This window comes from Brucella sp. IR073 (assembly GCF_049065735.1).
Lineage (GTDB): Bacteria > Pseudomonadota > Alphaproteobacteria > Rhizobiales > Rhizobiaceae > Paramesorhizobium.
Genome location: NZ_JBAKHD010000003.1, coordinates 165,894 through 190,537, shown reverse-complemented (window position 1 = coordinate 190,537; position 24,644 = coordinate 165,894). Strand labels below are relative to the sequence as shown.

Here is a 24,644-nt window from a genome sequence, read left to right as displayed (position 1 = left end):
GCGATTGAGGCATCACTTAGGGCTTTTTATGGCCGAAGGGAAATAATCAGACTGCTGCGCCCTTCGCCGCCTCGCTCAGGAAGGTGAAGGCATAGTCTGAAAACGACCGCCAGCACTCGATCCGAAACGCGTCCTCGCCGGTGCGCCAGAGCACGATTTCGATCTTGCCAAGCACCGTGCGGGAGACCGCGCCGACGGGGAAGGCGGCGAGGGACAGATCCTGCGGGCAGCCGGCATTGATCGTTGCCTCGGCGGCGGGGCCGGAGACGAGGATGGCGGTGTTACGGTGGGATATGTCCACGGCGGAATGTAGGATATTTGTCCTAGCCAGATCGGCGGCGGGGTCGTTGCTGCCGGTATCTATCACCAGCCATTCATCCGGGCCGAGCCAAAGAGCCGAGCGCGTACCCGCCGTTACGGTTGTTTTCGGCTTCGTCGGAAGCTCGACGCCTAGCGCCATGGAAAGCGCATCCACCGCGTCGGTACGGGCGCGCAAGGATATACGGAACGCCGGTTCGGCGGGGAGGATCGAGACGAGACCAGTACCCCCATGACGGCCCTTAAGGGGTATATTGCGGGGGGTGGAGGGGGATATTGCGGGTTTAACCATGGAGGCGTTCCCCCTTTTCATCGATGAATATGGTGCTTGTAACCTCGACTTCGATCACGCCATCGGGCATCGGCACATAGAGCGTTTCACCCATGCGCTTCACGCCGCCAGCGACGAGGGCGAGCGCGATTGACCGGCCGCAATTCTGCGACCAGTAGGAGGAGGTGACGTGGCCGATCATGGTCATGGGAATCGCCTGTTTCGGATCGGCGACGATCTGCGCGCCTTCTTCCAGAACGATCTTCGGATCGCGCGTCTTGAGGCCGACAAGCTGCTTGCGGCCTTCGGCAGTGAGGTCGGGCCGCCTCAACCCGCGAATGCCGACGAAGTCCGGCTTGTTCTTGCCAATGGCCCAGCCAAGCCCGGCATCATCAGGCGTAACGGTGCCGTCCGTATCCTGGCCGACGATGATATAGCCCTTTTCGGCGCGTAGCACATGCATGGTCTCGGTGCCGTAGGGCGTGAGGCCGTGCGGCTTGCCGCTCTCCCAGATCGCTTCCCAGACCGCCTTGCCGTAATCGGCGGGGACATTGATCTCGTAGCCCATCTCGCCGGTGAAGGACATGCGGAACAGCCGGGTCGGCACGCCGCAGATTTTTCCCTCGCGCACGCTCATATGCGGGAAGCTTTCCGTCGATAAATCGATGCCTTCGACCAGCGGCGCAATGATGTCCCGCGCCTTCGGCCCCTGCACGGCGATAACAGCCCATTGCTCCGTCGTGGAGGTGAGCCAGACATCGAGATGCGGGAATTCGGTCTGGAGATAGTCCTCCATATGATGCATGACGCGCGGCGCACCGCCGGTGGTGGTGGTCACATGGAAGCGGTCTCCCGCGAGCCTGCCGACCACGCCGTCATCATAGATGAAACCGTCCTCGCGCAGCATCACGCCATAGCGCAGGCGCCCGACGCCCAGCTTCTCCCATGGGTTGGTATAGAGCAGTTCCAGAAACTTCGCCGCGTCCGGGCCGACCACTTCGATCTTGCCGAGGGTCGAGGCGTCGAAAATGCCCGCCGCGTTCCGCACCGCCACGCATTCGCGGTTGACCGCTTGCTGCATGTCCTCGCCGGGGCGCGGATAGTACCATGCGCGCTTCCACTGGCCGACATCCTCGAACACAGCGCCATGCGCCTCATGCCACGCATGGATCGGCGTGCGGCGGGTGGGGTCGAAGAGCTCATGCCGCGCGTGGTTGACGATCGCGCCGAAGGTGACGGGGGTATAGGGCGGGCGGAAGGTGGTGAGCCCGACTTCCGGAATGTCGCGGTTCAGCATCTCTGCAGCGATGGCGAGGCCGTGCAAATTCGACGTCTTGCCCTGGTCGGTCGCCATGCCATTGGTGGTGAAGCGCTTGACATGCTCGATGGAGTGCATGCCCTCGCGCACCGCCTGCCTGATATCCTTGGCGGTGACGTCGTTCTGGAAATCGATGAAGGCCTTGACCGTCGTGTCATGCCCCGCGCCGGGAGCAGCGCCGATCATGCCGCCGGTCCAGTCCGTGCCGCCGGTTACGGTGAGCTGCGCGGCTTTCGCCTTCGACGTAAAGCCAGCCTCACGGGCCATGCGCTCGCCAGCGGCCAGCGCCTCGTCAATCGTTTGCTGCAAGCCGTCCGTGCCGTTGCAGGCGCCGACCGAGGTGGCGTTCTGCGCGTAAACATCGGGCAGGAAGCGCTCGTTCTCCTTGTCCCATCTGAGCTTGCCGCGCGATTGGGAGAAGAGGTGGACAGAGGGCGTCCAGCCGGCGGAAGTGATGAGCGCATCGACGGCGATCGAGCGCGTGCTGCCGCCGGTACGCGGCATGACGGTCATGGAGGAAACGCGGCGCGTGCCGCCCACCTTCTGCACCGCATGGCCGGCCAGCACCTCGATGCCAAGCTCACGCGCCTGCCGGACAAGCTCGGGCGAGGGCGCGTCGCGCAGATCGATGATAACAGGAATATGAATGCCCGCGCGCTTCATGTCCATGGCCGCGAGATAGGCGGAATCATGGGCCGTGTAGACGCCGACCTTGCGCCCGATGGCGACGCCGTAATGGTTCAGATAGGTCCGCGCCGCGCCCGCCAGCATGATGCCTGGACGGTCGTTATTGGCGAAGACCATGTGGCGCTCAATGGCCCCTGTGGCGAGGATGACGCGCTTGGCGCGTACCTGCCAGAGCCGTTCGCGCGGCAGGTCCGATGCGGGGCGCGCCATATGCTCGGTGATGCGCTCGACAAGGCCGACGAAATTCTGGGCGTAATAGCCGAAGGCGGTGGTGCGGGTGAGCACGCGGACATTATCCATCGCCGCCAGCTTGCGGGTGGTCGCCTGCGCCCAGTCCCAGCCCGGCTGGCCTTCGATTTGGACATCGGTTTCGTGCCGGAGCGCGCCGCCCATTTCCGCCTGCTCGTCGCAGAGAATGACGCGCGCGCCCGTTTCCGCCGCTGCCAGCGCTGCCGCAAGACCGGCCACGCCTCCGCCCACCACCAGCACGTCGCAATGGGCGTAGCGGTTGGCGTAGTGATCGGGGTCGGTCTCATCGGGCGCGACACCAAGGCCGGCGGCGTTGCGGATGAGCGGCTCGTAGAGGCGCTTCCACGCTATGCGCGGCCACATGAAGGTCTTGTAATAGAAGCCGGCGGAAAAGAGCGGCGAGGCGAGATCGTTGATCGCGCCGATATCGAAACCGAGCGACGGCCAGCGGTTCTGCGACACGGCTTTGAGGCCGTCATAGACCTCCTGCACCGTGGCGCGGACATTCGGCTGGCGGCGGGTGGCGTCGCGCTCGATACCGACGAGCGCATTCGGCTCCTCGCTGCCCGCCGAAAGAATGCCGCGCGGGCGGTGATATTTGAACGAGCGTCCGACCAGATGCACGCCATTGGCCAGAAGCGCCGAGGCGAGCGTGTCGCCTTCGAGCCCGGTGAAATGCTGGCCGTCAAAGGTAAAGCGAACGGTCCTGGCGGGGGTCAAGCGGCCCGCGCCGGGGATACGGTTGCTGCCTGATTTCGAAGCGAAAGACATGTGTTTCAGGTCCCTGCTTTGCGGGTGTGAGCCGGGAGCGGTTTTCCGGAGGGGGCAGTGTGTTCAGCGTCGGCCAGCACCTTATCGATGTCAGGCATCGGCTCGCCCGCCTTGTAGGTGGTGAAGATGCGGTCGCTCACCGTGTCTCTGACGGCATTGAAGAAGCGCCCGCAGCCATGGATATGCCGCCAGCGCTCCATGGCGATGCCCTTGGGGTTCTGGCGCAGATAGAGATAGGCCTCGAACTCCAGCTCGCCCTGATTGGCGATGTCGGGGGAGCGCACGAGATGGGCTTCGCCCGCATGGCGGAATTCGAGTTCAGGGCGCTCTTCCTCGCAGTAGGGGCAGTGGATTAGAAGCATGGGGTGGGCTCCTGAAGCATTTCACGCAGAAATGAAGACGATGGCCCGAGGCAACCCCCCTCTGTCCTGCCGGACATCTCCCCCTCAAGGGGGGAGATTGGCTGACACTTCTCTCCGCCTCCATTTTGCAAAGTTGGCGATTGGTGCCGGTTGTTCATGAAGGCGTAATCTCCCCCCTTGAGGGGGAGATGCCCGCCAGGGCAGAGGGGGGTGAGCGCAAGCGATTCCATCAAAGTTTATTCCCCCTCAATGCGCCACGGCCGCCGCTGCCGCTTCATCGATCAGCCGCCCGGTGCGGAAACGATCCAGCGTGAAGGGCGCGTTGATCTTATGCGGCTCGTCGCGGGCGATGGTGTGGGCGAAGACGTGGCCGGAACCGGGCGTTGCCTTGAAGCCCCCGGTGCCCCAGCCGCAGTTCACGTAAAGGCCGGGAACCGGCGTCTTGGCCAGAATAGGCGAGCGGTCGGGGGTGACATCGACGATGCCGCCCCAGGAGCGCATCATCTTCATGCGGGTGAAGATGGGGAACATCTCGCAAATCGCATCGAGCGTGTGGTTGATGATGTGGAGCCCGCCGGTCTGCGAATAGGAGGTGTACTGGTCGGTGCCCGCGCCGATCACCAGCTCGCCCTTGTCGGATTGCGAGATATAGGCGTGGACGGTGTTCGACATGACCACGCAGGGGAAGGCGGGCTTCACCGGCTCGGACACCAGCGCCTGCAGCGGATAGCTTTCCAGTGGCATGCGCACGCCCGCCATGTTCATCAGGACGGAGGTGTGGCCCGCCGCGACGACGCCGATCTTGCGCGCGCCGATATAGCCTTGCGTCGTCTCGACACCAGTCACCGCGCCGGTGGGTGAGCGGCGGATGCCGGTGACCTCGCAATTCTGGATGATGTGAACGCCGCGGTCGGAAGCGGCGCGGGCATAGCCCCAGGCAACCGCGTCATGGCGCGCAGTGCCGCCGCGCCGCTGCAGGGCGGCGCCGACGACGGGATAACGCGCGGTCTGCGATATGTTGAGCGGCGGGCAATATTCCTTCGCTTCCTCCGGCGTCAGCCATTCATTGTCGATGCCGTTGAGGCGATTGGCGTGGATGTGGCGCTTGAAGACCTGCACGTCATGAACATTATGCGCAAGCATCATGACGCCGCGCGGGGAGTACATGACGTTGTAGTTGAGGTCCTGGCTCAGGCCCTCCCACAGCTTCACGGCATGCTCGTAGATGCCCGCCGATTCGTCATAGAGATAGTTGGAGCGGATGATGGTGGTGTTGCGCCCGGTATTGCCGCCGCCAAGCCAGCCTTTTTCCAGCACCGCGACATTGGTGATGCCATGTTCCTTGGCGAGATAATAGGCCGTCGCAAGGCCGTGGCCGCCAGCGCCTATGATGACGACGTCATATTCCGACTTGGGCTCGGGCGAGGTCCATTGCTTCTCCCAGCCCTTGTGCCCGCGCATCGCCTCACGGGCGATGGCGAAAACCGAAAACTTACGCATGTTCTGCCCTTCGGATACTGCCGCTCGCGGCAGCGCCATATCATCTTTTTCCCATCACTAGAACATCGGGCCTGTCATATTTTGCTTCTTTGCGACCATTCGTGGCGCTTGCGCTTCCATTAGGGGCTGCGGTGCGGTGGAAAAAGCCGCTGAGCGATGCGCTTCGCTGTGGACATTCGCCGAGCTTTCTGGTATCAGCCAACTCCAATTTGCTTCGGATAACCGTTGCGAAGCCTTGGCGTTTGGATGTACGGATCATAAGCCGGGCTCAATCGAAATTCTAACTGAAACGGGATTACACGTGCAGGTACTCGTCCGCGATAACAATGTCGACCAGGCTCTCCGCGCTCTCAAGAAGAAGATGCAGCGTGAAGGCATCTTCCGTGAAATGAAGATGCGCGGCCACTACGAGAAGCCGTCGGAAAAGCGCGCCCGCGAGAAGGCCGAAGCTGTTCGCCGCGCCCGCAAGCTGGCTCGCAAGCGCGCTCAGCGCGAAGGTCTGGTCGCCGGCGGCCGCGTCGCTGCCCGTTGATCGGCAGCCGCCGGCGCTTTGGGGCTAGCGCCGCGCACCATCAGAAAAATGTGGGAAAGGTGGGGTGATCAGCGTCGCCGCCACCTTTTTTGCGCGTTCTCTTGCGACGAATGAGACGCCGCCGTGCCAGAGGGACTTCTGGCTGGGAAATCACTCAGTTTTTTGACGCACGATCTATCCGAAACAGCTGCAGCCTTCGAGATCGTGCTTAGGCCCGGGGGAAATTGGAAGGAACAATGGATTTGCCGATGCGCCGCTTTACCAATGCCCAGTCGAACGTCCGTACGAGCCTTTATGCCCTTGCGTCAGTGGCGGTTTTGGCGCTTGCGGGCTGCCAGACCAGCTCCAGCAGCATTCTCGCACCCGTCGACAAGGCGCAAGGGTCGGAACAGAATATCGGCTCGCTCACTGCCGTGATTCAGAGCAATCCGCGCGACCCGGAAGCCTATAATGTGCGCGGCTCGGCCTATGGCAAGGCGGGGCAGTACAAGGAGGCGCTGAAGGATTTCAATACGGCGCTGCAGCTCAATCCGAATTTTTACCAGGCTTATGCCAACCGGGCGCTGATCTACCGCTTCATGGGCGAGGCTGCGGAGGCGGTGTCGGATTATAACCGCGCGCTGCAGATCAACCCGCAATATGACGTCGCTTATATCGGACGCGGCAATGTCTACCGGCAGGCGGGGCGTCTCGATGAGGCGTTTAACGATTTCAACCGCGCCATCCAGCTCGATACGACGGATGGACGCGCCTATCACAATCGCGGGCTGATCTACCAGGCGCGCGGCGATCATAAGCGGGCCATCGAGGATTTCGCGACGGCCATCTCGCTGCAGCCCAATGCGCCCGAGCCTTATAATGGCCGCGGCGTTTCCTATGCCGCGCTCGGCGACTACGATAACGCCTTCGACGATTTCAACACGGCGATCAATCTGGACGGCAATGTCGCGGAAAGCTGGGCCAATCAGGCGCTGGTCTATGAGCATCGCGGCGACAAGGCCAAGGCGGCCCGCTCCTATGCGCGCGCGGCCCAGCTCGATCCGCACTACAAGCCGGCGAAGGACGGGCTGGAGAGGACGCGGGGGTGAGGAGCGGTCCCCGCGTAGCGGACGGAGGGCTGGGTGGCCTCGCCATATTGGAAGCGTCAGCCTTTTATTCGCCGTCGAGCGGCCTATATTGGCGTGCATGTCACTTTTCGATCACATTGGTTTTCTGACTCCAGATCTCAATCGCTCCCTTGCCTTCTATGAAGGCTCCATGCCGGTGCTGGAGCTGGAGGTGATGCGCAATGCCGACGGCTCTTTCTTCGTCAGCGGGGGAGAGCGGGCGCCGGTTCCGTTCATCTGGGTCAGCGGAATGCCTGGTGCGGGCGGCGCAGTTCCAACGGGAGCGCCCGAGAGGCCGGGGGATCATCTGCACCTGATGTTTGCGGCTTTGAGCCGGGATGCGGTGGAGGCCTTCCACGCCGCCGCGCTTGCCTCAGGCGGCGTCGACAGCGAGCCGCCCGGCTATCAGGGGCCGGAAGAAATGGGCTATTACGCGACGCTCGTGTTCGATCCGGATGGTAATACGATCGAGGTCGGTTTCCGGGAAATCTGGGGCTGACCTCTCATTTCAATCCGGTTCCATGGCCAGCGTCCTGCGGATCGCTGCCCTCTCGGATGCGATGGCGGGGAGGTTCCAGTTGGCTTCCATGCCGAGAAACTTGTCGAGAAAGGCGATGGCGTAACTCGGCATCTCCGAGCTGTTTTCCTTATACGACCACCAGGTGCGCAATTCGTCGGCGCATTTATCGATGGACCTCGTCTCGCCGAACTCCTGCTGGAAGATCGCGGCGACCGCGCCAATGCAGAAATTCGTGTAGAGAAAGCCTTCCGGCCAGAAGTCCACGATCTCGCGCATCGGCGTATCGGCATATACCGCTTCCTCCGTGCGGCGGGGGAGGGCTTTGGCCGGCTGTTCGCGGATCAGTTCGGACAGGACCAGGCCTGCCGCGAAAACGATGAAATCCTTGCGGTCGATGCCGGCATAGGTCTTCTGCGCGTTGACGGTTTCCACCCAGCCGAGGAAAGCGCGCGTCAGCTTCTTCTCGTCGATTTCGAAAGAGACGCCGTAGGTCTGCGTCACCAGCCGTGCATTGGTGCGGAACGAGGCCCGAAACCAGCGCAACTGGCGCAGGCGGTGGCGCAGGTCCGGCATGGAAACGAGCTCACTCTTCAACAATATCTTCATCACTGCCGCCTCTTGACCCCAGCTAATCCTACCACAACGAGCCGCAGAGCCCAAGAAACTGCGCGCTGTTGCCGAAAGCCGGTTGCGGTCATAACGATACATATTGACATTTGCAAAAACAAATGTTCTCTGATTGATTGTCGATGAAAGATTGCGGCGGGCGAAAAATCCCGAAGGAGGCCGCGATCGGGCATCGAGGCGGCGGGAAGCCGCGCGAGCCGTCAGGGGAGGAAACCTTATGGCAATCTGGCAATGGGGTCTATTGGCTCTGGCCGCCGTCTGGGCGCTGCAATCGCTTGGGGTGTGGTTCCAGATGCGGCATTATCAGGATGTGCTGAAGGGCATCACCAGCAAATATAATGACGGCTACGCCGGGGCGGGCAATTGCCGCGGACGCCTCGGCAAAGGTGTGATTGTGCTTGTCGTGGTGACGCCGGATCTGACCGTCCGGCGGCTTCTCGAGATGAGCGGCCGCTCGGTGTTCGCCAAGTTCAAGCGCCGCGAGGAATTCGAGGGAATGAGCCTCGATGCGCTCCGGCGCTATGCCGGCGCGCCGGGAGAGGCGGAGGCGGGTGTCGCAGAGGCGATCAAGCGGGCGGTGGAGCAGATCGACCGCATGAGGGCCGAGCCAAAGGAGAAGCCGGGTCTATCCGGCCTGAAGCCGATAAATGCATAAAAAGTAGAGCGGGCAGGAGGGGGAGTTCCGCCCGTGGCTCAAGGGAGAAGCCGCATGATCCGATCCGGAAAGTTCCGAACTTTTCGAGATCATGCTTATGGAGGAGGAGCAAATGTCCATAGCCGCAATGTTGGCGCAACACGCCGACGTGACCATGCAGCACCTGTCGCAGGCAGGGGCGCTGGTCTCAGATGCCGCATTATACGGGAAACCAGCCATTCTTCATGCCGGTGAGCAGTCCGGAAACGGGCTCGTCGTTCTTGCCCAGGCGGGCGGGGGCGATATCACCGTCGACCAGTTCCGCGACCAGGTGGAACATGTCCAGCAGGTGGAGCAACTGGGCTGGCTCGCCAATATCGGCAAATATTTCATCGGTATTTTCGAAAAGGGCGGAGAGGTCTTCAAAGGCTTCGTTACCGGCATCATCCCGACGCTAGTGGTGCTGATGACCGCCTTCTATGCGCTGACCGAGCTCGTCGGGGAAAAGCGTGTGCATGGCGTCGCGCGCGGGGCAGGGCGTATTGCGCTGACGCGCTACACCGTGCTGCCGGTGCTGGCGGTGTTCTTCCTCACCAATCCGATGGCCTATACGTTCGGCTCGTTCCTCGAGGAAAAGCACAAGCCTGCCTTCTATGACGCGGCGGTTTCCTATGTGCATCCGCCGCTCGGTCTCTTCCCGCATGTCAATCCGGGCGAATATTTCGTCTGGGGCGGCATTCTGGTGGCCCTGCAGGAGCTGGAGCGGAAAGGCGCCATCGCCGCCGGTTATCCGATCAAGGTCGCCATCTGGTACGCGATTGTGGGCCTCCTGATCATCCTGCTCAAGGGCATGCTGACGGAGCGCATTACAGCCATCATGGCGCGCCGCCAGGGCGTCGAGCTCTAGTTTTTTTCCGCATGTCTTATCCGAAAAGTCTGCAACTTTTCGGGATCATGCGTGGGAGGGGAGGAGAATAAAATGGCTCAGACATATAAAGCCGTGAAGATTTCCAGAGGCCCCGGCGGCTGGGGCGGTCCGCTCGTAATCGAGCCGACCATGCAGCGCAACAAGATCGTCTCCGTCACCGGCGGCGGCATTCATCCAGTGGCGCGGCGCATCGCGGAACTGACGGGCGCGGAGGCCGTGGACGGGTTTCGCTCGCCGCCCGTGGAAGGCGAGATGGCAGTGGTGGTGGTCGATTGCGGCGGCACGGCGCGCTGCGGCGTCTATCCGCGCAAGCGCATCCCGACCGTCAATCTGACGCCGGTGGGGCAGGCAGGTCCGCTCGCGCAGTTCATCACCGAGGATATCTATGTCTCCGGCGTCACGCCGGAAACAATCGTGCCGGCGGACGGATCGGAGGCGGCAACGGTGGCCGGGGTCGTTCCGGCGCCGGAGTCCGCCGCCCCCTCGAGCGCGAAGGCAGCGCAAGCGGAGCAGGGCGAGGGCGGGCTGATCGGCTTCATCAGCACCATCGGGCGGGTGATGGGCCGCGTCGTCGGCATCTTCTTCAATGCCGGGCGGCGCACCATCGATCAGGTGATCCGTAACGTTCTGCCTTTTATGGCGTTCGTGACGATGCTGATCGGCCTCATCCTTTATACGGGCATTGGCGATATTCTCGCGCAGCCCATGGGGCCGCTCGCCAACAATATCATCGGACTGCTGATTATCTCGGCCATTTGCGGCCTGCCGTTCCTCTCGCCCATTCTCGGGCCGGGTGCGGTGATCGCACAGGTGATCGGCGTTGCCATCATAGGCCCGCAGATCGCCAATGGCACGATTTCGCCGGCGATGGCGCTGCCGGCGCTCTTTGCCTACAACACGCAGGTGGGGTGTGATTTCGTGCCTGTCGGCCTGGCGCTCGGCGAAGCAAAGCCGAAGACCATCGAGATCGGCGTTCCCGCCGTGCTTCTCAGCCGCCAGATCATGGGGCCGGTTTCGGTGCTCATCGCCTGGCTGGTGAGCCTGGTGGTGCTCTAGAGCATGATCCCGAAAAGTTGCAGACTTTTCGGTCAAGATCATGCGGCAAAACAAAGAGTTAGAGCGTGATGCCTGGACTGGCTTAATCACATCACGCTCTAACAAAAACAAAGGGGGCGCCGCCCATACGGCGCTCCCGTCCAAGGAACAGGAAAGGATACGCCTCATGTCGGTACTTCTGAAAACGCGGATCACGGCAATCGGCCCGGAGGTGGCGGATCTGGCGGAGGGCGGCGTCGTTATCCTGTTCGCCGACGGCGCGCCGCCAGAACTCGCTGAAGTCTCGATCCTCCATGCGGTGGAGGACGGCCCGAGCGATGCCAGTCCCGCCGTGGGCACGCCAATCCGCATTGGAGACCTTTCCGCGGAGATCACTGCCATCGGCGACTATGCCTGGCAGAAGGTGCGCGATATCGGCCATGTGGTGATCAATTTCAACGGCGCGGCGGAGGTGGAGCGGCCCGGCGAAATCGCTGCCTCAGCCATCGCGCCGGAGCGCCTGGTGACGGCATTGAAGGCCGATACCATCATCACCATCGGCAGCTGAGCTTCGCAACATCCGGAAGACACCATGGAACGCTCGACCATCGTCAGAGTGCTTGAGGGCTTGCACGCCCGCCCGGCCACCCGTTTCGTCAAGCTCGCCAAGAGCTTCGAATCGGCCATCGATCTGGTGAAAGGCGACAAATCCGCAAGCGCCAAGAGCGCGGTCAAGCTGATGCTGCTCGGCGTCAAGGAAAATGACGCGGTCACGGTGCGCGCGGAAGGGGCGGACGCCGTAGAGGCCGTGGAGATGCTGATCGGCTATCTGGAAAATCCGAATGCCGGTCTTGAGGAAGATGCGGGCCAACATCAGGCAACGACAGAACCCACGCGTGAAGCGGCCGTGATATCGGCGCCGGCCAATGGCGCGCTGAAAGGGGTTGCCGCCAGCGAGGGTGTGGCGCTTGGGGCCGCCTATCCGTTCTTTCCTGAGGAAATCATATTCGAGGATCGAAAGCTCGCTCCTCACGAGATCGATGCGGAGCTGACGCGGTTCCACGATGCTGTGGCTATGGTGCAAAGGCGGATGGACGCATCGCTTGAGGCCGATAATCTGGGGCCAAGCGACCGGGGCATCATCACCGCGCTCAAGAACATAGCGGCGGATGAAACGCTGGCTCATGAGACGCTTTCGCTGATCCGCAGCGGCATGGATGCGGTCACGGCGGTGACCGGAGCCGCAGCCAAGCTTGCCGGTGAATTCAGTGCGGTGGACGATCCCTACCTCAAAGCCCGCGCGGATGATCTGCAGGCGGTCGGCCGGCAATTGTGCCTGGCGCTGCTGGGGCGCGAGGAGGCATCGCTGGAGAGCATACCCGAGGGCGCCATCCTCATTGCTGATGATATTGGCGCGTGGGATCTGGCACGCGCGCCGTTGAAGCGCATCCGAGGCGTGATCTGCGGCCATGGCGGGGCGACCTCGCATGTGGCGATCATCGCGCGGGCGCATGGTATCCCGGCGGTGCTGGGCTTGGGGAACGGCATCCAGCAATTGCGTTCTCTTGCGCGTGTTGCGCTCGACGGCGGGACGGGCGAGGTGTTTCCCGATCCGGACGAAGAGACGACGGCGCGGTTCGAGGCGCGCATCCGCGCGGAGGATGAGGGACGGGCGGCACTGACGGCCTATCGTGATGTCATGCCGCGCCGCGCCGATGGCGTGGTCATTGAGGTCGCGGCAAATATCGGCTCGCTCGAGGAGATCGAGGCGGCGAAGGAGGCGGGTGCGATGGGCGTCGGCCTGTTCCGCACCGAGCTTCTGTTCATGCGCCATACGCACCTGCCTTCCGAGGACATGCAGGCGGATATTTATGCCAGGCTCGCAGAGGCCTTTGCCCCCTATCCCGTGATTGTGCGCACGCTCGATGTCGGCGGCGACAAGCCGGTCTCGGGGGTGGAGTTTCCGGTAGAGGAGAATCCTTTTCTCGGCTGGCGTGGCATTCGCATGTGCCTCGACAGGCCGGATATCTTCAAGCCGCAATTGCGCGCGCTGCTTCGCGCCGCCGTGCATGGCCATGTCAAAGTGATGCTGCCGATGGTGTCCGCGCTATCCGAGGTCACGCGAACCAAGGCGCTGATCGAGGAATGCGAGACGGAGCTTCGCGCAGAGGGGAGGGATTACCGCCGGTTCGAACTCGGCGTGATGATCGAAACGCCTGCGGCGGTGCTGATCGCGCCCAGGCTGGCAAAGGAGGTCTCGTTCTTCTCCATCGGCACCAACGATTTGACGCAATATGTGATGGCGGCGGACCGGCTTAACCCGACTGTTGCCGCACTGAACGACGTCGCGAACCCCGCCGTGATGGCAGCGATCGAAATGACCGCGAAGGCGGGCGTCGAGGCTGGGATTATGGTTGGCATGTGCGGCGAGGCAGCGGGCCGTCCGGAGCTCATTCCGGAATTTATCCGCATGGGGCTGACCGAACTCAGCATGAGCCCGGCGTCCATCCCGCGGGCGAAGAAGTGTATTGCCGGGTTGGTTATGAATAGCTGACGTTTTTTGCGCGAAAGTTTAGAAAGGCTCATGTTTTGATGGAATCGCGAGGCGCTGTCCCCCCAGCGTTTCCGATTAAACATGAAGCACTCTAGGGCAGATACGCCATCAGGCCGGAGAAGCGCTCGGCCAGGGCATCGTGAGGATCATCCGATTCAAACGCGGCGAGGAAGCGATCCTCCTGCGCGGAAACGGCAAGCAGCGCGCTTTCGATGAGGTCCGCACCGTCATCCCCCAGACCGTCGCGGTGTTGCGCGGTTCCCAGCGCGCAGGCGAGGGCGAGCGCGGAGAAGACGATGATCTCCATATGCGTGTCGAGGGGCGACGTGACGGGCAGTGGCGCGCCGCGCCCGATCCGCCGCGCGGGATGGCGGCGGATCGATTCGATGGCGAAGGCTGCACAGGCACGGGCAATGTCGCCATCGGAAGCAGCCTGGCTCACGGCTTGCGCTAACACTTTTTTGTGATGGCTTTCCAGATGCAGGTGGATGTCCGCGAAGACGGCTTCGTGGACGAAGACCGCCTCCTCATGGCTGCGCTGCAACAACTCCCTGGTGAGATAATACATCTCGCGGCGGAACAGGCGGCTGCCATCGGGCTGCGCAAAATAGCGCGTGAGGCTTCGCGCTCGCCCGGAGCGGCTCGCGGCGTCCATATCCTCGTAAATCAGGGGCACTGAGACGGATTGCGCCAGGCTCAAGGCCGTGTCGATGACCGCAGCCGCAGTGCCAAGGACCATGCCGGGCAGTTCGGAGGGCGTTTGCGGGCGGCGAAGGGGAGGGAGCCGGTCACGCCGCCGGGCACGGATGACATGGCGAACGCCGCGCAGGCCATCCTTCAAATTGCCGACGATTTCATCGTTCAAATGGCGCAGCATCTTAACGGTTTCCCTATTTCGGCTTTATACCATTTGTGCGTGTCGTGAGGTAGCCGATTTTGCCAGAATCTGCTTCGGTAGGTTATTAAAATCAATAGTTTCGATTTGTCGTCGAAAATTTGAATCAGCGGGTGAGGAGGGACGGCATTGGCGGTACGGCAGACTGGAAAAGCGAAGCCGGCGCAGGGCAACCGCCAGGCGGGCGATGCGGGGACGAATAGCGCGGCGGCTGAAAGCCGGACTGACCGGCTGCGGACTCGCGCGGCGTGGATGTATTACATCGAGCAGATGACGCAGAACGACATTGCCGATGTGCTCGGTGTCGGCCGCGTCACCATCGTGCGGCTTCTGGCCGAGGCGCGGGCGCGCAACGAGGTCAAGATTTCCATCGACAGCAAGGTCGCGAGCCTTATCGGCCTCGAACGGCGGCTGGAGAAGGCTTTCGGCCTGGAGCGCGCCATCGTCGCGCCGCTTTCCGCGCCGGGCAACGATCCGATCAACGCCATTGCCGCCGCGACGGGCAATTACCTCTCCGATGTGATGCGGCATGGGATGCGCGTCGGCGTCGGCTGGGGGCGCACGCTGTTCAGCACGCTATCCTATATCAATGCCCGCTCGCTCAATGATTTCACTGTCATTTCGCTGCTGGGCGGCATCAGCCAGCCGCGGCGCTTCAACCCGGCGGAATTCGCCTGGCAGTTCGCCGAAACCTTCCAGGGCGAGGGCTATCTCATCCCTGCGCCTGCGCTGGTCGACAGTGTCGAGACCAAGCGGGCGCTGATCGAGCGCTGCGGGCTGAAATATGTGTTCGAGATGGCCGAGAATCTCGATCTGGTGCTCCTGAGTGTCGGCGCCATCGAAAACGCCACCACCTCCTATCGCGTCGGCCATATCACGGAAGAGCAAAGGGATTCACTGGTCCGCATGGGGGCGGTCGGCGACCTGCTCTATCATTTCTACGATATTGACGGGAAGCTGGTGAACCATCCGATCCAGGACGGCGTGATGTCGGTGAGCGTGAAAACGCTGCAGAAAGCGCCTGCACGGGTGTTGACATCAGGCGGGCGGGAAAAGATTCCGGCGCTGCTGGGGGCGATGAAGCTGATCCGCCCGACGGTGTTCATCACCGATGAGGAGAGCGCGGAAAGGATGCTGGAGGCGGTGGAGAAGTAACGGCAGCGTGCTGACAAAGGGTCGGTGCGCTGATCTGGACATGATGTAATCCTGGTAGAGCGGCGCGGAGCGCCGCCCTTCACCGCTTCACGATGCGGTGGTCCAGCCGTTCCACCAGCCGGTCGCCTACCCACTGCACCACCGAGACAAGCACGATCAGGATCGCGACCACGGCGAGCATGATTTCCGTCTGGAAGCGCTGATAGCCGTAGCGGATCGCCAGGTCGCCCAACCCGCCTGCGCCGATGGCTCCGGCCATGGCCGAGGCGCCGACGAGCGTCACCAGCGTGACGGTGAAGCCGGCCACGAGGCTTGGCAGCGCTTCCGGCACCAGTACTTCCTTGATGATCGTCCAGCGCGTCGCGCCCATGGCGCGGGCGGCTTCGATGAGACCGCGGTCGACTTCACGCAAGGAGACTTCCGCTATACGCGCGTAATAGGGCGTGGCGGCGATGGAGAGCGGCACGATGGAGGCCCAGGTGCCCAGCGACGTGCCGACGATGAAGCGCGTCACCGGGATCAGCGCGACCAGCAGGATGATGAACGGCACTGAGCGAAACCCGTTGATGATCCAGCCGAGGGTGCGGTTGATCCAGAGATTTTCGGCAAGACCGCCGCGATCGGTGAGGATCAAAAGCAGCGCCAGCGGCAGACCTGCGACGAGGGAGATCAGCCCGGAAAAGCCGGTCATGATCATGGTTTCCCAGAAGGACTGCCAGAGAAGATCAAGCATCGCCTGAGACATAGCCCAGCACCTCCAGATGGTCCGCCTGCGCGGTGAGATCGTTCACAGCCTTTTGCAATGCAGCCTTGTCGCGGGCCGGGAGGCCGAGGAACAGCGTGCCCACCGGCTCGCCCTGCACCGTGTCCATGCCGCCATGGAGGAGCGTGACGCCGGGCAGATCGTTGAAGACGGGACGGCGCGCGGCGTCGCCCGAAAGCTGGACCCTGACAACAGCGATGTCGCCTGCCGCCGGGTTGAGCCGGGTCTTGAGCGAGGGGGGCAGTTCCGGGGTCAGCACTTGCAACAGGCTCTTGGTGGTATTGGCCACGGGATTGGCGAAGACGCGCCAGACCGGGCCTTCCTCGACGATGCGGCCTTTGTCGAGCACGATGACGCGGTCGGCGACGCGGCGGATCACCTCCATCTCATGGGTGATGAGCATGATTGTGAGGCCGAGCTGGCGGTTGATGTCCTTCAGCAGCGCGAGGATCGATTGCGTCGTTTCGGGGTCGAGCGCCGAGGTCGCCTCGTCGGAAAGCAGAAGCGAGGGTTTGGCGGCGAGGGCGCGGGCGATGCCGACGCGCTGCTTCTGGCCGCCGGAGAGCTGTGCGGGATAATGCTTCGCCTTGTCCGAGAGGCCGACGAGATCGAGCAGCTCCGCCACGCGGCGCTTGCGCTCCTCGCGGCCTTGCCCTTCGATCTTCAGCGGCAGGGCGATGTTGTCCTCCACCGTCTTGGCGGAGAGCAGGTTGAAATGCTGGAAGATCATGCCGATGCGGCGGCGCACGGGCTGCAGGCGGCGCTCATCGAGCGCGGTGATCTCCTGGCCTTCCACGAGGACGGAACCGGAATCGGGACGCTCCAGCCCGTTGAGGCAGCGGATGAGCGTGGACTTTCCCGCGCCGCTGCGGCCGATGATGCCGAGAATCTCGCCGCGCTCCACCTCCAGCGAAATGCCGTCGATCGCCGGCGTCTCGCCAAAGGCGCGCCGCACATCGGTGAGCCGGACGATGGTGTCGCCGGGAGGCGCGCTGGTGGTGTCTAGCGCTATGTTGATTGCCTGCGTGTTCACGTCTGCCTCGAGTTTTCTCGGGACTCTATAAAACAAACGGTTCGGATATGCGAATATCCGAACCGTATGGCTTTGCGCTGGGCCGATCTTACCAGGCCGGCTGCGCCGTGCCCTTGTAGACTTCGAGCAGCTTGGCCTTGACAGCGTCGTTCTGGAAGGCGGCGACGAGCGGCTTCACCCAAGGGGCGTCCTTGTCTTCGGTGCGGATGGCGATGAAGTTGTTGTAGGGGTTGTTTTCCTTCGACTCACGGGCGATCACGTCCTTCACCGGATCGAGGCCCGCCTTCAGCGCCCAGTCATTGTTGACGATGGCGGCGTCGAGATCGTCGATGGAGCGGCCGACGACACCGGCGTCAAGCTCCTTGATCTCCAGTTTTTTCGGATTTTCGGCGATGTCGATCGGCGTCGCCAGGATGCCAGCGCCGTCCTTGAGCTTGATCAGGCCCTGCGATTCAAGCACGCGCAGCGCACGGCCCTCGTTGGACGGATCGTTCGGGATGCCGATGGAAGCGCCGTCCTTGAGTTCGCTCAGCGACTTCACCTTACGCGAATAGACGCCGATGGGAAACACGGCGGTGAAGCCGGCGGGCTCGATCTTGTAGCCGTGCTGCTCGATCTGCGCGTCGAGATAGGGCTTGTGCTGGAAGGCGTTGGCGTCGATCTCCTTGCGAGCCAGCGCCTCATTCGGCTGGGTGTAGTCGGCGAAGTTGACCGTCTCGACCTTGAGGCCGTTCTTGGCGGCTTCGGCGGCGACGACCTTCCAGATATCCTCATCCTGTCCGCCCATGATGCCGACCTTGACGACCTTATCTTGGGCGAAGCCGGAGGCCGGAGCGCCGAAGCCCACGGCGAAGGCGACAGCCGAAAACAGAAGAGCCTTGAGGCCGGCGCGGCGCGCCGGCGATTTAGGAGAGGACGAGTTCATTTTCTTTCTTCCTTGAGTAGCGTTTCAGCCCCGTGAAGGTCAGGCAACCCTTTTTGCCCCCCACGCTTATGGGACTTCATAATTTCGATCAGGCCGAAGATAAACAAGAAATATTATTCCGTTTGGCGCGCTTCGCTTGCACGGAGATTCCAGAAGGAGCGATTCTACGAAATTTCCGCTCAAGGCGCAGGCATGGTCCGTTTTCGCATTTCGAGCTGGCGGTGCGCGCTGAAAAGCCGCCATTCATCGATGACGCGCCCGTCGGGCAGGTGGCAGTAGCCCGCCTGGCCCTGCGGGGTGTCGCGGATTTCCAGCTTGCCGCCGATATCGACGCAATAGACAGAGGCCGGATTGGCCATACCGGCCCGGCCATCCCGGCTGGACGTGCAGCCGATGAGGAGCGAAAGCGCGCAAAGAAGCAATGCCCGTTGCATTTCAGCCCTTTCCAAGAGCCGCCAGCCCCGAGCGAAGCCTAAGCCGTTTCGCCGCCAAGCTCAACCGGGATTGGGCCGGGCTATACGCCTTGGCAATTATTCCTGTGATTGACTTGCTTTGGTCATCCAGCGAGCTGCCGGGCGAGCTCGGCGCATTGGATGCGGATGTCGGGAACCGCGTCGATCTCGAAAAATGTTCCCCGCGTCAGCGGTCCAATGGCGAACATCTTGCCGGAAACGCTGCCGTCTTTAGCTATGACAGCGCATTGCGGGGTGACGTCGAGCCCGAGGTGCAGCGGGTCGGGACGCGCCAGGCCGCCATCGATCACTGATCTTACTGCCTTGTTCGAGCTCGCCGAGAGATTCCTTGCAAGGCCGGTGCAATCGTAAATGCGGGCGGCGGTCAATGTTTCCGGCGCATGAGAATGGCTTTGCTGGATACGGACCTCGCAATTTTCGCCGTGCTTGCGGACATCCAGAACGCGCCCGGCGAGCAGGCGGACGCGGCCTGATCGAATCTGCTCCACGATGAGCCCATGCACCCATGGCGGCAGGCGATGGCGGTGGATATCCCAGCGGGCCTTGGCGTGGCGCAGAAAGCGGCTTCTGGCGGCCATGGGCCAGCTGCGCCAGATGCGCTGGTTGAAAGGCCGCAGCCCGTCGACGACGTCTCTCCAGTCGCCGCCCTGGACGGCCCTCCGGCGGATCGTGTCGCGCAGCCATTGCATGAAGCGGGATGGCTGCGCGCCGAAAGGAATATCGGCCTCGCCGAACACGACCGGATTGCTTTCGCCATGCGGCAAGGGGATGAGACCGCGACGGGAGAGGACGGTGACGGGGCCGCGATGCCCGCTCTGTTCCAGCAGCAGCAAGGTATCGGCCATGCTGAGGCCGGTTCCGAGAATGAGGATAGGGTCGTCGGGGCCGACCGGCGTGTCCGATGATGAGCCGGGACGAACCGAAAAGCATCGCTCCGGCGAAGGCTGGTCCTCATGTCCTGTGGCGAGAATCACAGCGCGTCCGGCGATACGCGCTCCGCTGGCGAGACGGATCTCGACGCCCGAAGCGCTGGGCGTGACCGAGATCGCCTCGTCGTGGAGGAGTTGGAGGCGGCCCGTTCCACGCTCCTGTTCGCTCAGCCTGTGCAAGGTTTCCGCGAGATAGCGCCCATAAAACATGCGCGGGACGAAGCTTGCCTCCGAATTGCCGGGACCGGCCAGCCTGCTTTCCCGCAGCCAGCGCCAGAAATGGCCGGGATCGTCGGCATAAAGGCTCATCCTGCTGGCGCGTACGTTGAGCACATGGGCGGGCAGCTCGGTAGAATAGGCGATGCCCTTGCCGAAGGATGGGCGCTTTTCGATGAGGACGATGCGCAGGTCCGGGCGCGGCAATGCCAGAAGATGCGCAGCCATGATGGCGCCGCTCGCGCCGCCGCCGATGATGATGAGCGGTGAAGGGGAATGCTCTGTCATGATTCCGGCCTCCAATTCGGCTGAACAATAGACATGGAGGCCTCAATGCGAAACCTTTTGGTCGCTCCGTCAGGCTCTATCACGCGAATTGCGGATGCCCATTTCAGGAGGATACGGTCATTGAGAAAAATATGCTCCGATTCGCAAGTCTCAAGTCCGCCGCTTTCTTCTTAAATGCCCCGCCTTTGGTTAGGCTGGAACCGGCACCACGCATAAGCAGCAGCAACGGATTCCCCTCATGGCAAATTCGACGGTCGTCGGCTTCTCCGGCAATTTCAGACGCCCTTCGAGGACGCGCGCTTTGGTGGAACGGATCGTCCTTGAGACCAGCCAGACCCACGGATTGACGGCAGAGATTTTCGATCTTGGCGACCTGGAGCCCTCGCTCGGTTCGGCGCGGCAGTTTTCCGATCTTGCCCCTCCGGCGAGGGCGATAGCGGAGAAGATCATTTCGGCGCAAATCCTGGTCGTCGGGAGCCCGACCTACAAGGGCAGCTATGCGGGCCTGTTCAAGCATTTCCTCGATCTGATCGATCCCATGGCGCTCAAGGGAAAGCCTGTCCTGCTCGCGGCAACGGGCGGGAGCGAGCGGCATGCGCTGATCATCGAGCATCATCTGCGTCCGCTTTTCTCGTTCTTCATGGCGCATACCTTGCCCACCGGCGTCTACGCTGCGCCGGGCGATTTTGCCGGCGAGGAAATCAGCGCGCCAAATATCCACGCCCGCATTGCCCAGGCCGTGGGAGAAGTGGCGCCATTCGTGACGCCGGTCCCGGAATTCGCCCTGAACGCAGCGGAGTAGGGGCGGATCAGGCCTCTGGCCTCGATAAATCACCGGAACCAATATTTCTTAATCGGCGTTAACCATTTCGCTTCCTTCTGGAGGCTCCTCAACCCGGGGGACTTCGGAGCAGGAAATGGACGAACATCGCAAATGCCCGGAATTTCCGGTTTTCAAATGCTACTCCGCCGCCGACATCGCGGCGCAGGGTCATCTCCTCGACGGTAAAACGGTGCATGACATAGCGAAGCGAGCGTGGAGGGATATCTGCGCTGGCCGCGCCTATGGCATCAAATCCGTGCTTGCCATTCACCCTGAAGAGATCGCCGATCATCCGTGGCTGACCGACACGACGATGCCCGGCGAGCGGTTGGGCTGGAAGCTGAACTGTCTGTCGAGCGTCAACAGCCGGTATGGCGGCGTGAAGATTGTCGGCGCCAATGCGCTCAACCGCCGTCTCGGCCTGCCGCGCTCGCGCTCGACAATCGTGCTCTCCGACAAGTTCACGCTCACCCCGCTCTGCGTGCTCGACGGCACGGAAATATCGGCGGCGCGAACGGCGAGCTACGCGACCTTGGTGGCCGAGCGCTTCTTCGCCGGGCGCAGCGCCCTGCAGCTTTTCCTGTTCGGTGCGGGGCCGATTGCAGAAAAGATCGTCCTGGCGCTCGACCGCTGCTGCCCGCAAATGGTGAGGCGGTTGTTCGTGCGCAGCCGGACCGGAAAATCAGCGGCGCAGCTCGTGGCTGCGCTGGCCAAAAAAGTCAGCTATGAGATCGTCATCGTTCCCGACAATCACGCGCTACGGGAATGCGACTTCGTCATAACCGCTTCGAACGCCAGCGCACCGGTCTTCGAAGCCGACGAAATCGGAGATGTGCTGGTTCTCCATCTAGGCGGCGATGAAACGCCGGATGCCTATATCCAGCGCGCCATCAGAAGCGGAACCGTTCTTTGCGACGATGTGGAAATGGTGTCGCATCGAGCCTCGCAAAGCCTTGCGTCCTATTTTTCGCGTCGTGGCGCTACGCTCGAACAATTGGCGCCGCCGCTCGGCATCCGTTCGCTGCCGGATGTGATGGAGAATCCGGACTTTAAGCCGGAGAAGCCGATCCACATCACCTGCGTCGGCCTGCCGATGCTGGACCTTTATGTCGCGGCCTATGTCTATGAAAAACTGACCGGGTCGAACCGGCGGCTTTCAAGCGTGCCACGGCAATTGGCTGGCTGAACCGGGATATAGGTCTTTGAAAGGATGGTGGGCGTGACAGGGATTGAACCTGTGACCCCTACGATGTCAAGGAAGCGCCCGCGCTGGAAAGCCCGGAAATTCGGGGAAGTGAGCGCTTCGTAAATGGCATTTTCGGCATGGTGTTCATTTTGTGTTCTTCATTGCAGGTTCAATCGTGCCACCGGGAACTACGTATAGCCCCATTTCAAGAGCCGACGCCGCACCCCTGAGATAGTCAGGCGAATAGCGGGCGTAGACGCGCCGGGTTATCTCGACATTGCTATGACCGAGGTACTGGCTGATTTCTTCCATCGGCACTCCGGCTTCCGCCATCCATACAGCGGCGGTATGCCGGAAGACGTGGGCAGACACATTCTCAACACCTGCATCTTTCGCCGCCGTCGCTATGCTGCGCTTGAGGCTCTTTACAGGCTGGCCAGCCCATTCGATCACATAATCAGTCAGCGCCCCTTGTTTCGCCTCCCTGAGAACGGTCAGGAGGGTTGCGTTGATGGGAACGACCGCGCGTCCCTTCCGCCTCGTCTTATCGTCGGGGTTGCGCAGGTAGATGAGCTTCCGGTCAAAATCAACGCGGTCCCAAGTGAGTTCCAGAAGCGCCGTGATGCGCGCCGCCGTCCCTAGCATCAGATGAATGGCCGTTTGTAGGTGCGGCGTTTTAGCTGCCGCAAGTAGCCTATGCGCTTCCTCTCTGGTCAGATGTCGCTCTTTCGGGTCCGGTTTGGACGGTCGCTCTATCTTGGGGGCTTTCGAAATCAGCCCGTTGTCCTCAGCCCATTTCAGCACCGTGCGAAGGTGACCCAGCTCAGTATGGATCGTGCCATCTTGGACGCCGTTCGGGCATTGAGGAGTCCGCTGATTTCGCCGTTCCGCGATATGCGCACGACAGTCCTCAATGGTAATCCGGTCTCCGTCACGATCCCCGAAGCGTTTTTCTAGTGCCTTCCACGTGTGTTCCATGGTGGAGAGGATGGCTTTACCGTGCTTGTCTCGGCAATATGCTTGCCATAGGTCGCGCACGGTAATGCCGGTCGGGCGCGTCAGCTCCGCGTAGAGTGCTGGCGCAATGTCGTGAGCTTTGCGCGCATCATCGGTTCCGAGTGAATAGCGATGGCGCTTTCCATCTTTCTCGAAAGTGAGGGCGAGCTTTCCTCTAAGCCTTGTGATGCGCCATTCCGGCATTCGAAATTCTCCACGTCGCTGCCCCGGATGCGCAGCAGTTTGCCGCCAAGGCGGAAGGATGGCAACTCACCTGATGCTACAAGATTGCGGATATGCCTTTCGGAGCATTCCCATCTCTTGGCAAGGGTTGCCGGGGTGTAAATGGCCTGCGTCATATTTGTGATTTGTTCCATAAACGTTCTCATCGTAATAACCGCCCGATAAGGAGGCGGTTATGGTCTACAGCACGAACGCGACGTTGGGTGGCTGCATCGCCAGCGGTCACCGGATTACGGCCTACTGCAATTCGTGTCGGCACTCGGTGCAACTCGATCTCGAAGCCCTGGCGGCAAAGCTCGGCCCGGACCATGGCGCGTTGCATAACGATTTGGTGCCTCGGCTTAAGTGCAGCCGGTGCGGCAGCAGGAGCATCGGCCTGATAGTCCACCACGCTGATGCTGAGCGGGCGAAATACCCGAGTCGCTACACGGGGTGATGCCGCCGTCATCCTCTCTCCCCCTCTCGCAGTGCTTGGCGTCCGGCAGGCGTCGGAATGAGCCGATTGCGCTTATCGCCAGTCCAAGGAAGCGCCCAAGTGCAAAGTCCGAGATCGACCAGTTTGATGGCAGGCTTGAATGCCTCGTCAACGCGGTCTTCGCCGCTGACCACCTCGTTCAGCAATGCGGTCTGTGCAAACGTCAGCTTCATTCCGATCCTCCTAGCGGGCTGGCGGCGAGCATTGCGCGCCAAATCTCGGCGTCCGTCGCGTGATTGATCCGGCGCGCTGCCGCAAGCATCGCCTCGGTCGGCTCATCCAGCGCGGCGCGGATTTCAGCGATGGCGACACGAGCGGATGCCTTGTACCCTTCGCCAAATTCGGTCCAATGGATATCAAACAACGCCGACCCTTCCGGACCGCTATCGTTCTCTGCCATCATTCGCGCCACGCGCTCTACGAGATCGTCAGGCGTTGTCATGGCTCGCCTCTTTTGCCTTGAGGATTGCGATGATCCGGGCTATCGGCTCGGATTTGTGGAAGGCATCGCCTCTTGCATCCTCGGAGACAAACCACCCCGTATCGTCTAGAAGTTTGATGCAAACATTCGTTATGTCCGGCCATGCGTGCACCTCAGTTGTGTGCGGCCCCAACACCCGCTCCGCCAGCGCTTTGGCGGCGTCGAGGGAGGCGGTGTAGCTGTCGAGCCTGTCGGGGCCGTATGAAACCAGTTGCCGCCGCCAGCTTCCGTTTTCGGGATAAAACCACGGCTTTTGATCTCGCCCACGCTTTTCGTAGGTGTATCCGCCGATAATCGTTGCGATGAGCGCATCCAACTCCCTATTCGGCCCGCTCGCCGCTTCCAGACGCG

The 24,644-nt window shown here is 62.0% G+C and carries 26 protein-coding genes and 1 pseudogene; 11 read left to right on the top strand and 16 right to left on the bottom strand.

The features are described from left to right. Positions 1-46: 46 nt before the first annotated feature. The 4 genes from ACOWVG_RS07645 to ACOWVG_RS07630 all read right to left on the bottom strand — a co-directional run bounded on the left by ACOWVG_RS07645 (position 47) and on the right by ACOWVG_RS07630 (position 5,476). A complete protein-coding gene (locus ACOWVG_RS07645; protein WP_420961179.1) occupies positions 47-610 on the bottom strand; it encodes a sarcosine oxidase subunit gamma in 564 nt (187 codons plus the stop codon). After that, a complete protein-coding gene (locus tag ACOWVG_RS07640) occupies positions 603-3,614 on the bottom strand; it encodes a sarcosine oxidase subunit alpha (protein ID WP_420961177.1) in 3,012 nt (1,003 codons plus the stop codon). The genes ACOWVG_RS07645 and ACOWVG_RS07640 overlap by 8 nt, the downstream gene beginning before the upstream one ends. A gap of 5 nt (positions 3,615-3,619) precedes the next feature. Then, on the bottom strand, positions 3,620-3,976 hold the full coding sequence (locus tag ACOWVG_RS07635) for a sarcosine oxidase subunit delta (protein WP_420961175.1): 357 nt from the start codon (positions 3,974-3,976) through the stop codon (positions 3,620-3,622). Between the two features lie 246 nt (positions 3,977-4,222). After that, entirely contained in the window at positions 4,223-5,476 is a 1,254-nt protein-coding gene (locus ACOWVG_RS07630) for a sarcosine oxidase subunit beta (protein ID WP_420961174.1), read from the bottom strand. Positions 5,477-5,777: 301 nt separating this feature from the next. Here ACOWVG_RS07630 and rpsU point away from each other — a divergent pair, with 301 nt between their 5' ends. From rpsU to ACOWVG_RS07615, 3 genes are all read left to right on the top strand, one after another. Beyond that, the gene (rpsU, locus tag ACOWVG_RS07625; RefSeq protein WP_420961660.1) at positions 5,778-6,008 is read left to right on the top strand and encodes a 30S ribosomal protein S21; all 231 of its coding nucleotides are present in this window, start codon (positions 5,778-5,780) and stop codon (positions 6,006-6,008) included. A 236-nt stretch (positions 6,009-6,244) separates the two neighbouring features. Continuing rightward, positions 6,245-7,096: a tetratricopeptide repeat protein gene (locus ACOWVG_RS07620; protein WP_420961172.1), complete on the top strand. Its 852-nt coding sequence runs from the start codon at positions 6,245-6,247 to the stop codon at positions 7,094-7,096. Positions 7,097-7,193: 97 nt separating this feature from the next. Then, a complete protein-coding gene (locus ACOWVG_RS07615) occupies positions 7,194-7,613 on the top strand; it encodes a VOC family protein (RefSeq protein WP_420961170.1) in 420 nt (139 codons plus the stop codon). A 9-nt stretch (positions 7,614-7,622) separates the two neighbouring features. Here ACOWVG_RS07615 and ACOWVG_RS07610 read toward each other — a convergent pair whose 3' ends face one another. After that, positions 7,623-8,240: a hypothetical protein gene (locus ACOWVG_RS07610; RefSeq protein ID WP_420961169.1), complete on the bottom strand. Its 618-nt coding sequence runs from the start codon at positions 8,238-8,240 to the stop codon at positions 7,623-7,625. 238 nt (positions 8,241-8,478) lie between these two features. Here ACOWVG_RS07610 and ACOWVG_RS07605 point away from each other — a divergent pair, with 238 nt between their 5' ends. The 5 genes from ACOWVG_RS07605 to ptsP all read left to right on the top strand — a co-directional run bounded on the left by ACOWVG_RS07605 (position 8,479) and on the right by ptsP (position 13,412). Beyond that, positions 8,479-8,916, top strand: a complete 438-nt coding sequence (locus ACOWVG_RS07605; RefSeq protein ID WP_420961168.1) for a transcriptional regulator GutM — start codon at positions 8,479-8,481, stop codon at positions 8,914-8,916. 112 nt (positions 8,917-9,028) lie between these two features. Then, entirely contained in the window at positions 9,029-9,802 is a 774-nt protein-coding gene (srlA, locus tag ACOWVG_RS07600; RefSeq protein ID WP_420961167.1) for a PTS glucitol/sorbitol transporter subunit IIC, read from the top strand. A gap of 72 nt (positions 9,803-9,874) precedes the next feature. Next, complete coding sequence (srlE, locus tag ACOWVG_RS07595) at positions 9,875-10,879, top strand: PTS glucitol/sorbitol transporter subunit IIB (RefSeq protein ID WP_420961165.1); 1,005 nt, start codon at positions 9,875-9,877, stop codon at positions 10,877-10,879. A gap of 166 nt (positions 10,880-11,045) precedes the next feature. Then, complete coding sequence (locus ACOWVG_RS07590) at positions 11,046-11,426, top strand: PTS glucitol/sorbitol transporter subunit IIA (RefSeq protein ID WP_420961164.1); 381 nt, start codon at positions 11,046-11,048, stop codon at positions 11,424-11,426. 24 nt (positions 11,427-11,450) lie between these two features. Further along, positions 11,451-13,412, top strand: a complete 1,962-nt coding sequence (gene ptsP, locus ACOWVG_RS07585) for a phosphoenolpyruvate--protein phosphotransferase (protein ID WP_420961163.1) — start codon at positions 11,451-11,453, stop codon at positions 13,410-13,412. Positions 13,413-13,503: 91 nt separating this feature from the next. Here the strand turns inward: ptsP and ACOWVG_RS07580 are convergent, their stop codons facing one another. Next, the gene (locus tag ACOWVG_RS07580; protein ID WP_420961162.1) at positions 13,504-14,289 is read right to left on the bottom strand and encodes a hypothetical protein; all 786 of its coding nucleotides are present in this window, start codon (positions 14,287-14,289) and stop codon (positions 13,504-13,506) included. Positions 14,290-14,436: 147 nt separating this feature from the next. Here ACOWVG_RS07580 and ACOWVG_RS07575 point away from each other — a divergent pair, with 147 nt between their 5' ends. Then, the gene (locus ACOWVG_RS07575) at positions 14,437-15,462 is read left to right on the top strand and encodes a sugar-binding transcriptional regulator (protein WP_420961160.1); all 1,026 of its coding nucleotides are present in this window, start codon (positions 14,437-14,439) and stop codon (positions 15,460-15,462) included. A gap of 79 nt (positions 15,463-15,541) precedes the next feature. On the opposite strand, the gene ACOWVG_RS07570 is transcribed toward ACOWVG_RS07575, so the two are convergent. The 5 genes from ACOWVG_RS07570 to ACOWVG_RS07550 form a co-directional block, all read right to left on the bottom strand. After that, positions 15,542-16,207, bottom strand: a complete 666-nt coding sequence (locus tag ACOWVG_RS07570; protein WP_420961158.1) for a methionine ABC transporter permease — start codon at positions 16,205-16,207, stop codon at positions 15,542-15,544. Continuing rightward, positions 16,188-17,243 carry a methionine ABC transporter ATP-binding protein gene (locus ACOWVG_RS07565; RefSeq protein WP_420961659.1) on the bottom strand — a complete coding sequence of 352 codons (1,056 nt, stop codon included), beginning with the start codon at positions 17,241-17,243 and terminating at the stop codon, positions 16,188-16,190. The genes ACOWVG_RS07570 and ACOWVG_RS07565 overlap by 20 nt, the downstream gene beginning before the upstream one ends. 103 nt (positions 17,244-17,346) lie before the next feature. Then, complete coding sequence (locus ACOWVG_RS07560) at positions 17,347-18,183, bottom strand: MetQ/NlpA family ABC transporter substrate-binding protein (RefSeq protein ID WP_420961156.1); 837 nt, start codon at positions 18,181-18,183, stop codon at positions 17,347-17,349. Positions 18,184-18,362: 179 nt separating this feature from the next. Further along, positions 18,363-18,617, bottom strand: coding sequence for a DUF333 domain-containing protein (locus ACOWVG_RS07555; protein WP_420961154.1), 255 nt, complete (start codon positions 18,615-18,617; stop codon positions 18,363-18,365). Between the two features lie 122 nt (positions 18,618-18,739). After that, on the bottom strand, positions 18,740-20,089 hold the full coding sequence (locus ACOWVG_RS07550) for an FAD/NAD(P)-binding protein (RefSeq protein WP_420961153.1): 1,350 nt from the start codon (positions 20,087-20,089) through the stop codon (positions 18,740-18,742). A gap of 238 nt (positions 20,090-20,327) precedes the next feature. On the opposite strand from ACOWVG_RS07550, the gene msuE reads away from it, so the two are divergent. Further along, the gene (msuE, locus tag ACOWVG_RS07545) at positions 20,328-20,891 is read left to right on the top strand and encodes an FMN reductase (protein ID WP_420961151.1); all 564 of its coding nucleotides are present in this window, start codon (positions 20,328-20,330) and stop codon (positions 20,889-20,891) included. Between the two features lie 115 nt (positions 20,892-21,006). Further along, a complete protein-coding gene (locus tag ACOWVG_RS07540) occupies positions 21,007-22,098 on the top strand; it encodes an ornithine cyclodeaminase (protein WP_420961149.1) in 1,092 nt (363 codons plus the stop codon). Positions 22,099-22,242: 144 nt separating this feature from the next. Here ACOWVG_RS07540 and ACOWVG_RS07535 read toward each other — a convergent pair whose 3' ends face one another. The 5 genes and pseudogenes from ACOWVG_RS07535 to ACOWVG_RS07515 form a co-directional block, all read right to left on the bottom strand. Further along, a complete protein-coding gene (locus ACOWVG_RS07535) occupies positions 22,243-23,298 on the bottom strand; it encodes a tyrosine-type recombinase/integrase (RefSeq protein WP_420961147.1) in 1,056 nt (351 codons plus the stop codon). Between the two features lie 14 nt (positions 23,299-23,312). Next, positions 23,313-23,453 (bottom strand): annotated as a pseudogene (locus ACOWVG_RS07530) (helix-turn-helix domain-containing protein); the annotation flags it as partial. 328 nt (positions 23,454-23,781) lie between these two features. Continuing rightward, positions 23,782-23,985 carry a hypothetical protein gene (locus ACOWVG_RS07525; protein WP_420961146.1) on the bottom strand — a complete coding sequence of 68 codons (204 nt, stop codon included), beginning with the start codon at positions 23,983-23,985 and terminating at the stop codon, positions 23,782-23,784. Continuing rightward, the gene (locus ACOWVG_RS07520) at positions 23,982-24,254 is read right to left on the bottom strand and encodes a hypothetical protein (protein WP_420961145.1); all 273 of its coding nucleotides are present in this window, start codon (positions 24,252-24,254) and stop codon (positions 23,982-23,984) included. Before ACOWVG_RS07520 ends, ACOWVG_RS07525 begins: the two co-directional genes overlap by 4 nt. Continuing rightward, a complete protein-coding gene (locus ACOWVG_RS07515) occupies positions 24,241-24,609 on the bottom strand; it encodes a hypothetical protein (protein ID WP_420961144.1) in 369 nt (122 codons plus the stop codon). Before ACOWVG_RS07515 ends, ACOWVG_RS07520 begins: the two co-directional genes overlap by 14 nt. Between the last annotated feature and the right edge of the window lie 35 nt (positions 24,610-24,644).

What these genes read in the sequence shown, in the direction of transcription:
- srlA (WP_420961167.1), top strand. Translation starts at nt 9,029, where the DNA reads ATGTCCATAGCCGCAATGTTGGCGCAACACGCCGACGTGACCATGCAG.
- ptsP (WP_420961163.1), top strand. Translation starts at nt 11,451, where the DNA reads ATGGAACGCTCGACCATCGTCAGAGTGCTTGAGGGCTTGCACGCCCGC.
- msuE (WP_420961151.1), top strand. Translation starts at nt 20,328, where the DNA reads ATGGCAAATTCGACGGTCGTCGGCTTCTCCGGCAATTTCAGACGCCCT.
- ACOWVG_RS07555 (WP_420961154.1), bottom strand. Translation starts at nt 18,617, where the DNA reads ATGCAACGGGCATTGCTTCTTTGCGCGCTTTCGCTCCTCATCGGCTGC.
- ACOWVG_RS07610 (WP_420961169.1), bottom strand. Translation starts at nt 8,240, where the DNA reads ATGAAGATATTGTTGAAGAGTGAGCTCGTTTCCATGCCGGACCTGCGC.
- ACOWVG_RS07615 (WP_420961170.1), top strand. Translation starts at nt 7,194, where the DNA reads ATGTCACTTTTCGATCACATTGGTTTTCTGACTCCAGATCTCAATCGC.
- ACOWVG_RS07620 (WP_420961172.1), top strand. Translation starts at nt 6,245, where the DNA reads ATGGATTTGCCGATGCGCCGCTTTACCAATGCCCAGTCGAACGTCCGT.
- ACOWVG_RS07540 (WP_420961149.1), top strand. Translation starts at nt 21,007, where the DNA reads ATGGACGAACATCGCAAATGCCCGGAATTTCCGGTTTTCAAATGCTAC.
- ACOWVG_RS07550 (WP_420961153.1), bottom strand. Translation starts at nt 20,089, where the DNA reads ATGACAGAGCATTCCCCTTCACCGCTCATCATCATCGGCGGCGGCGCG.
- ACOWVG_RS07630 (WP_420961174.1), bottom strand. Translation starts at nt 5,476, where the DNA reads ATGCGTAAGTTTTCGGTTTTCGCCATCGCCCGTGAGGCGATGCGCGGG.
- ACOWVG_RS07525 (WP_420961146.1), bottom strand. Translation starts at nt 23,985, where the DNA reads ATGAAGCTGACGTTTGCACAGACCGCATTGCTGAACGAGGTGGTCAGC.
- ACOWVG_RS07535 (WP_420961147.1), bottom strand. Translation starts at nt 23,298, where the DNA reads ATGCCGGAATGGCGCATCACAAGGCTTAGAGGAAAGCTCGCCCTCACT.
- srlE (WP_420961165.1), top strand. Translation starts at nt 9,875, where the DNA reads ATGGCTCAGACATATAAAGCCGTGAAGATTTCCAGAGGCCCCGGCGGC.
- ACOWVG_RS07570 (WP_420961158.1), bottom strand. Translation starts at nt 16,207, where the DNA reads ATGTCTCAGGCGATGCTTGATCTTCTCTGGCAGTCCTTCTGGGAAACC.
- ACOWVG_RS07520 (WP_420961145.1), bottom strand. Translation starts at nt 24,254, where the DNA reads ATGACAACGCCTGACGATCTCGTAGAGCGCGTGGCGCGAATGATGGCA.
- ACOWVG_RS07590 (WP_420961164.1), top strand. Translation starts at nt 11,046, where the DNA reads ATGTCGGTACTTCTGAAAACGCGGATCACGGCAATCGGCCCGGAGGTG.
- ACOWVG_RS07635 (WP_420961175.1), bottom strand. Translation starts at nt 3,976, where the DNA reads ATGCTTCTAATCCACTGCCCCTACTGCGAGGAAGAGCGCCCTGAACTC.
- ACOWVG_RS07605 (WP_420961168.1), top strand. Translation starts at nt 8,479, where the DNA reads ATGGCAATCTGGCAATGGGGTCTATTGGCTCTGGCCGCCGTCTGGGCG.
- ACOWVG_RS07640 (WP_420961177.1), bottom strand. Translation starts at nt 3,614, where the DNA reads ATGTCTTTCGCTTCGAAATCAGGCAGCAACCGTATCCCCGGCGCGGGC.
- ACOWVG_RS07645 (WP_420961179.1), bottom strand. Translation starts at nt 610, where the DNA reads ATGGTTAAACCCGCAATATCCCCCTCCACCCCCCGCAATATACCCCTT.
- ACOWVG_RS07580 (WP_420961162.1), bottom strand. Translation starts at nt 14,289, where the DNA reads ATGCTGCGCCATTTGAACGATGAAATCGTCGGCAATTTGAAGGATGGC.
- ACOWVG_RS07560 (WP_420961156.1), bottom strand. Translation starts at nt 18,183, where the DNA reads ATGAACTCGTCCTCTCCTAAATCGCCGGCGCGCCGCGCCGGCCTCAAG.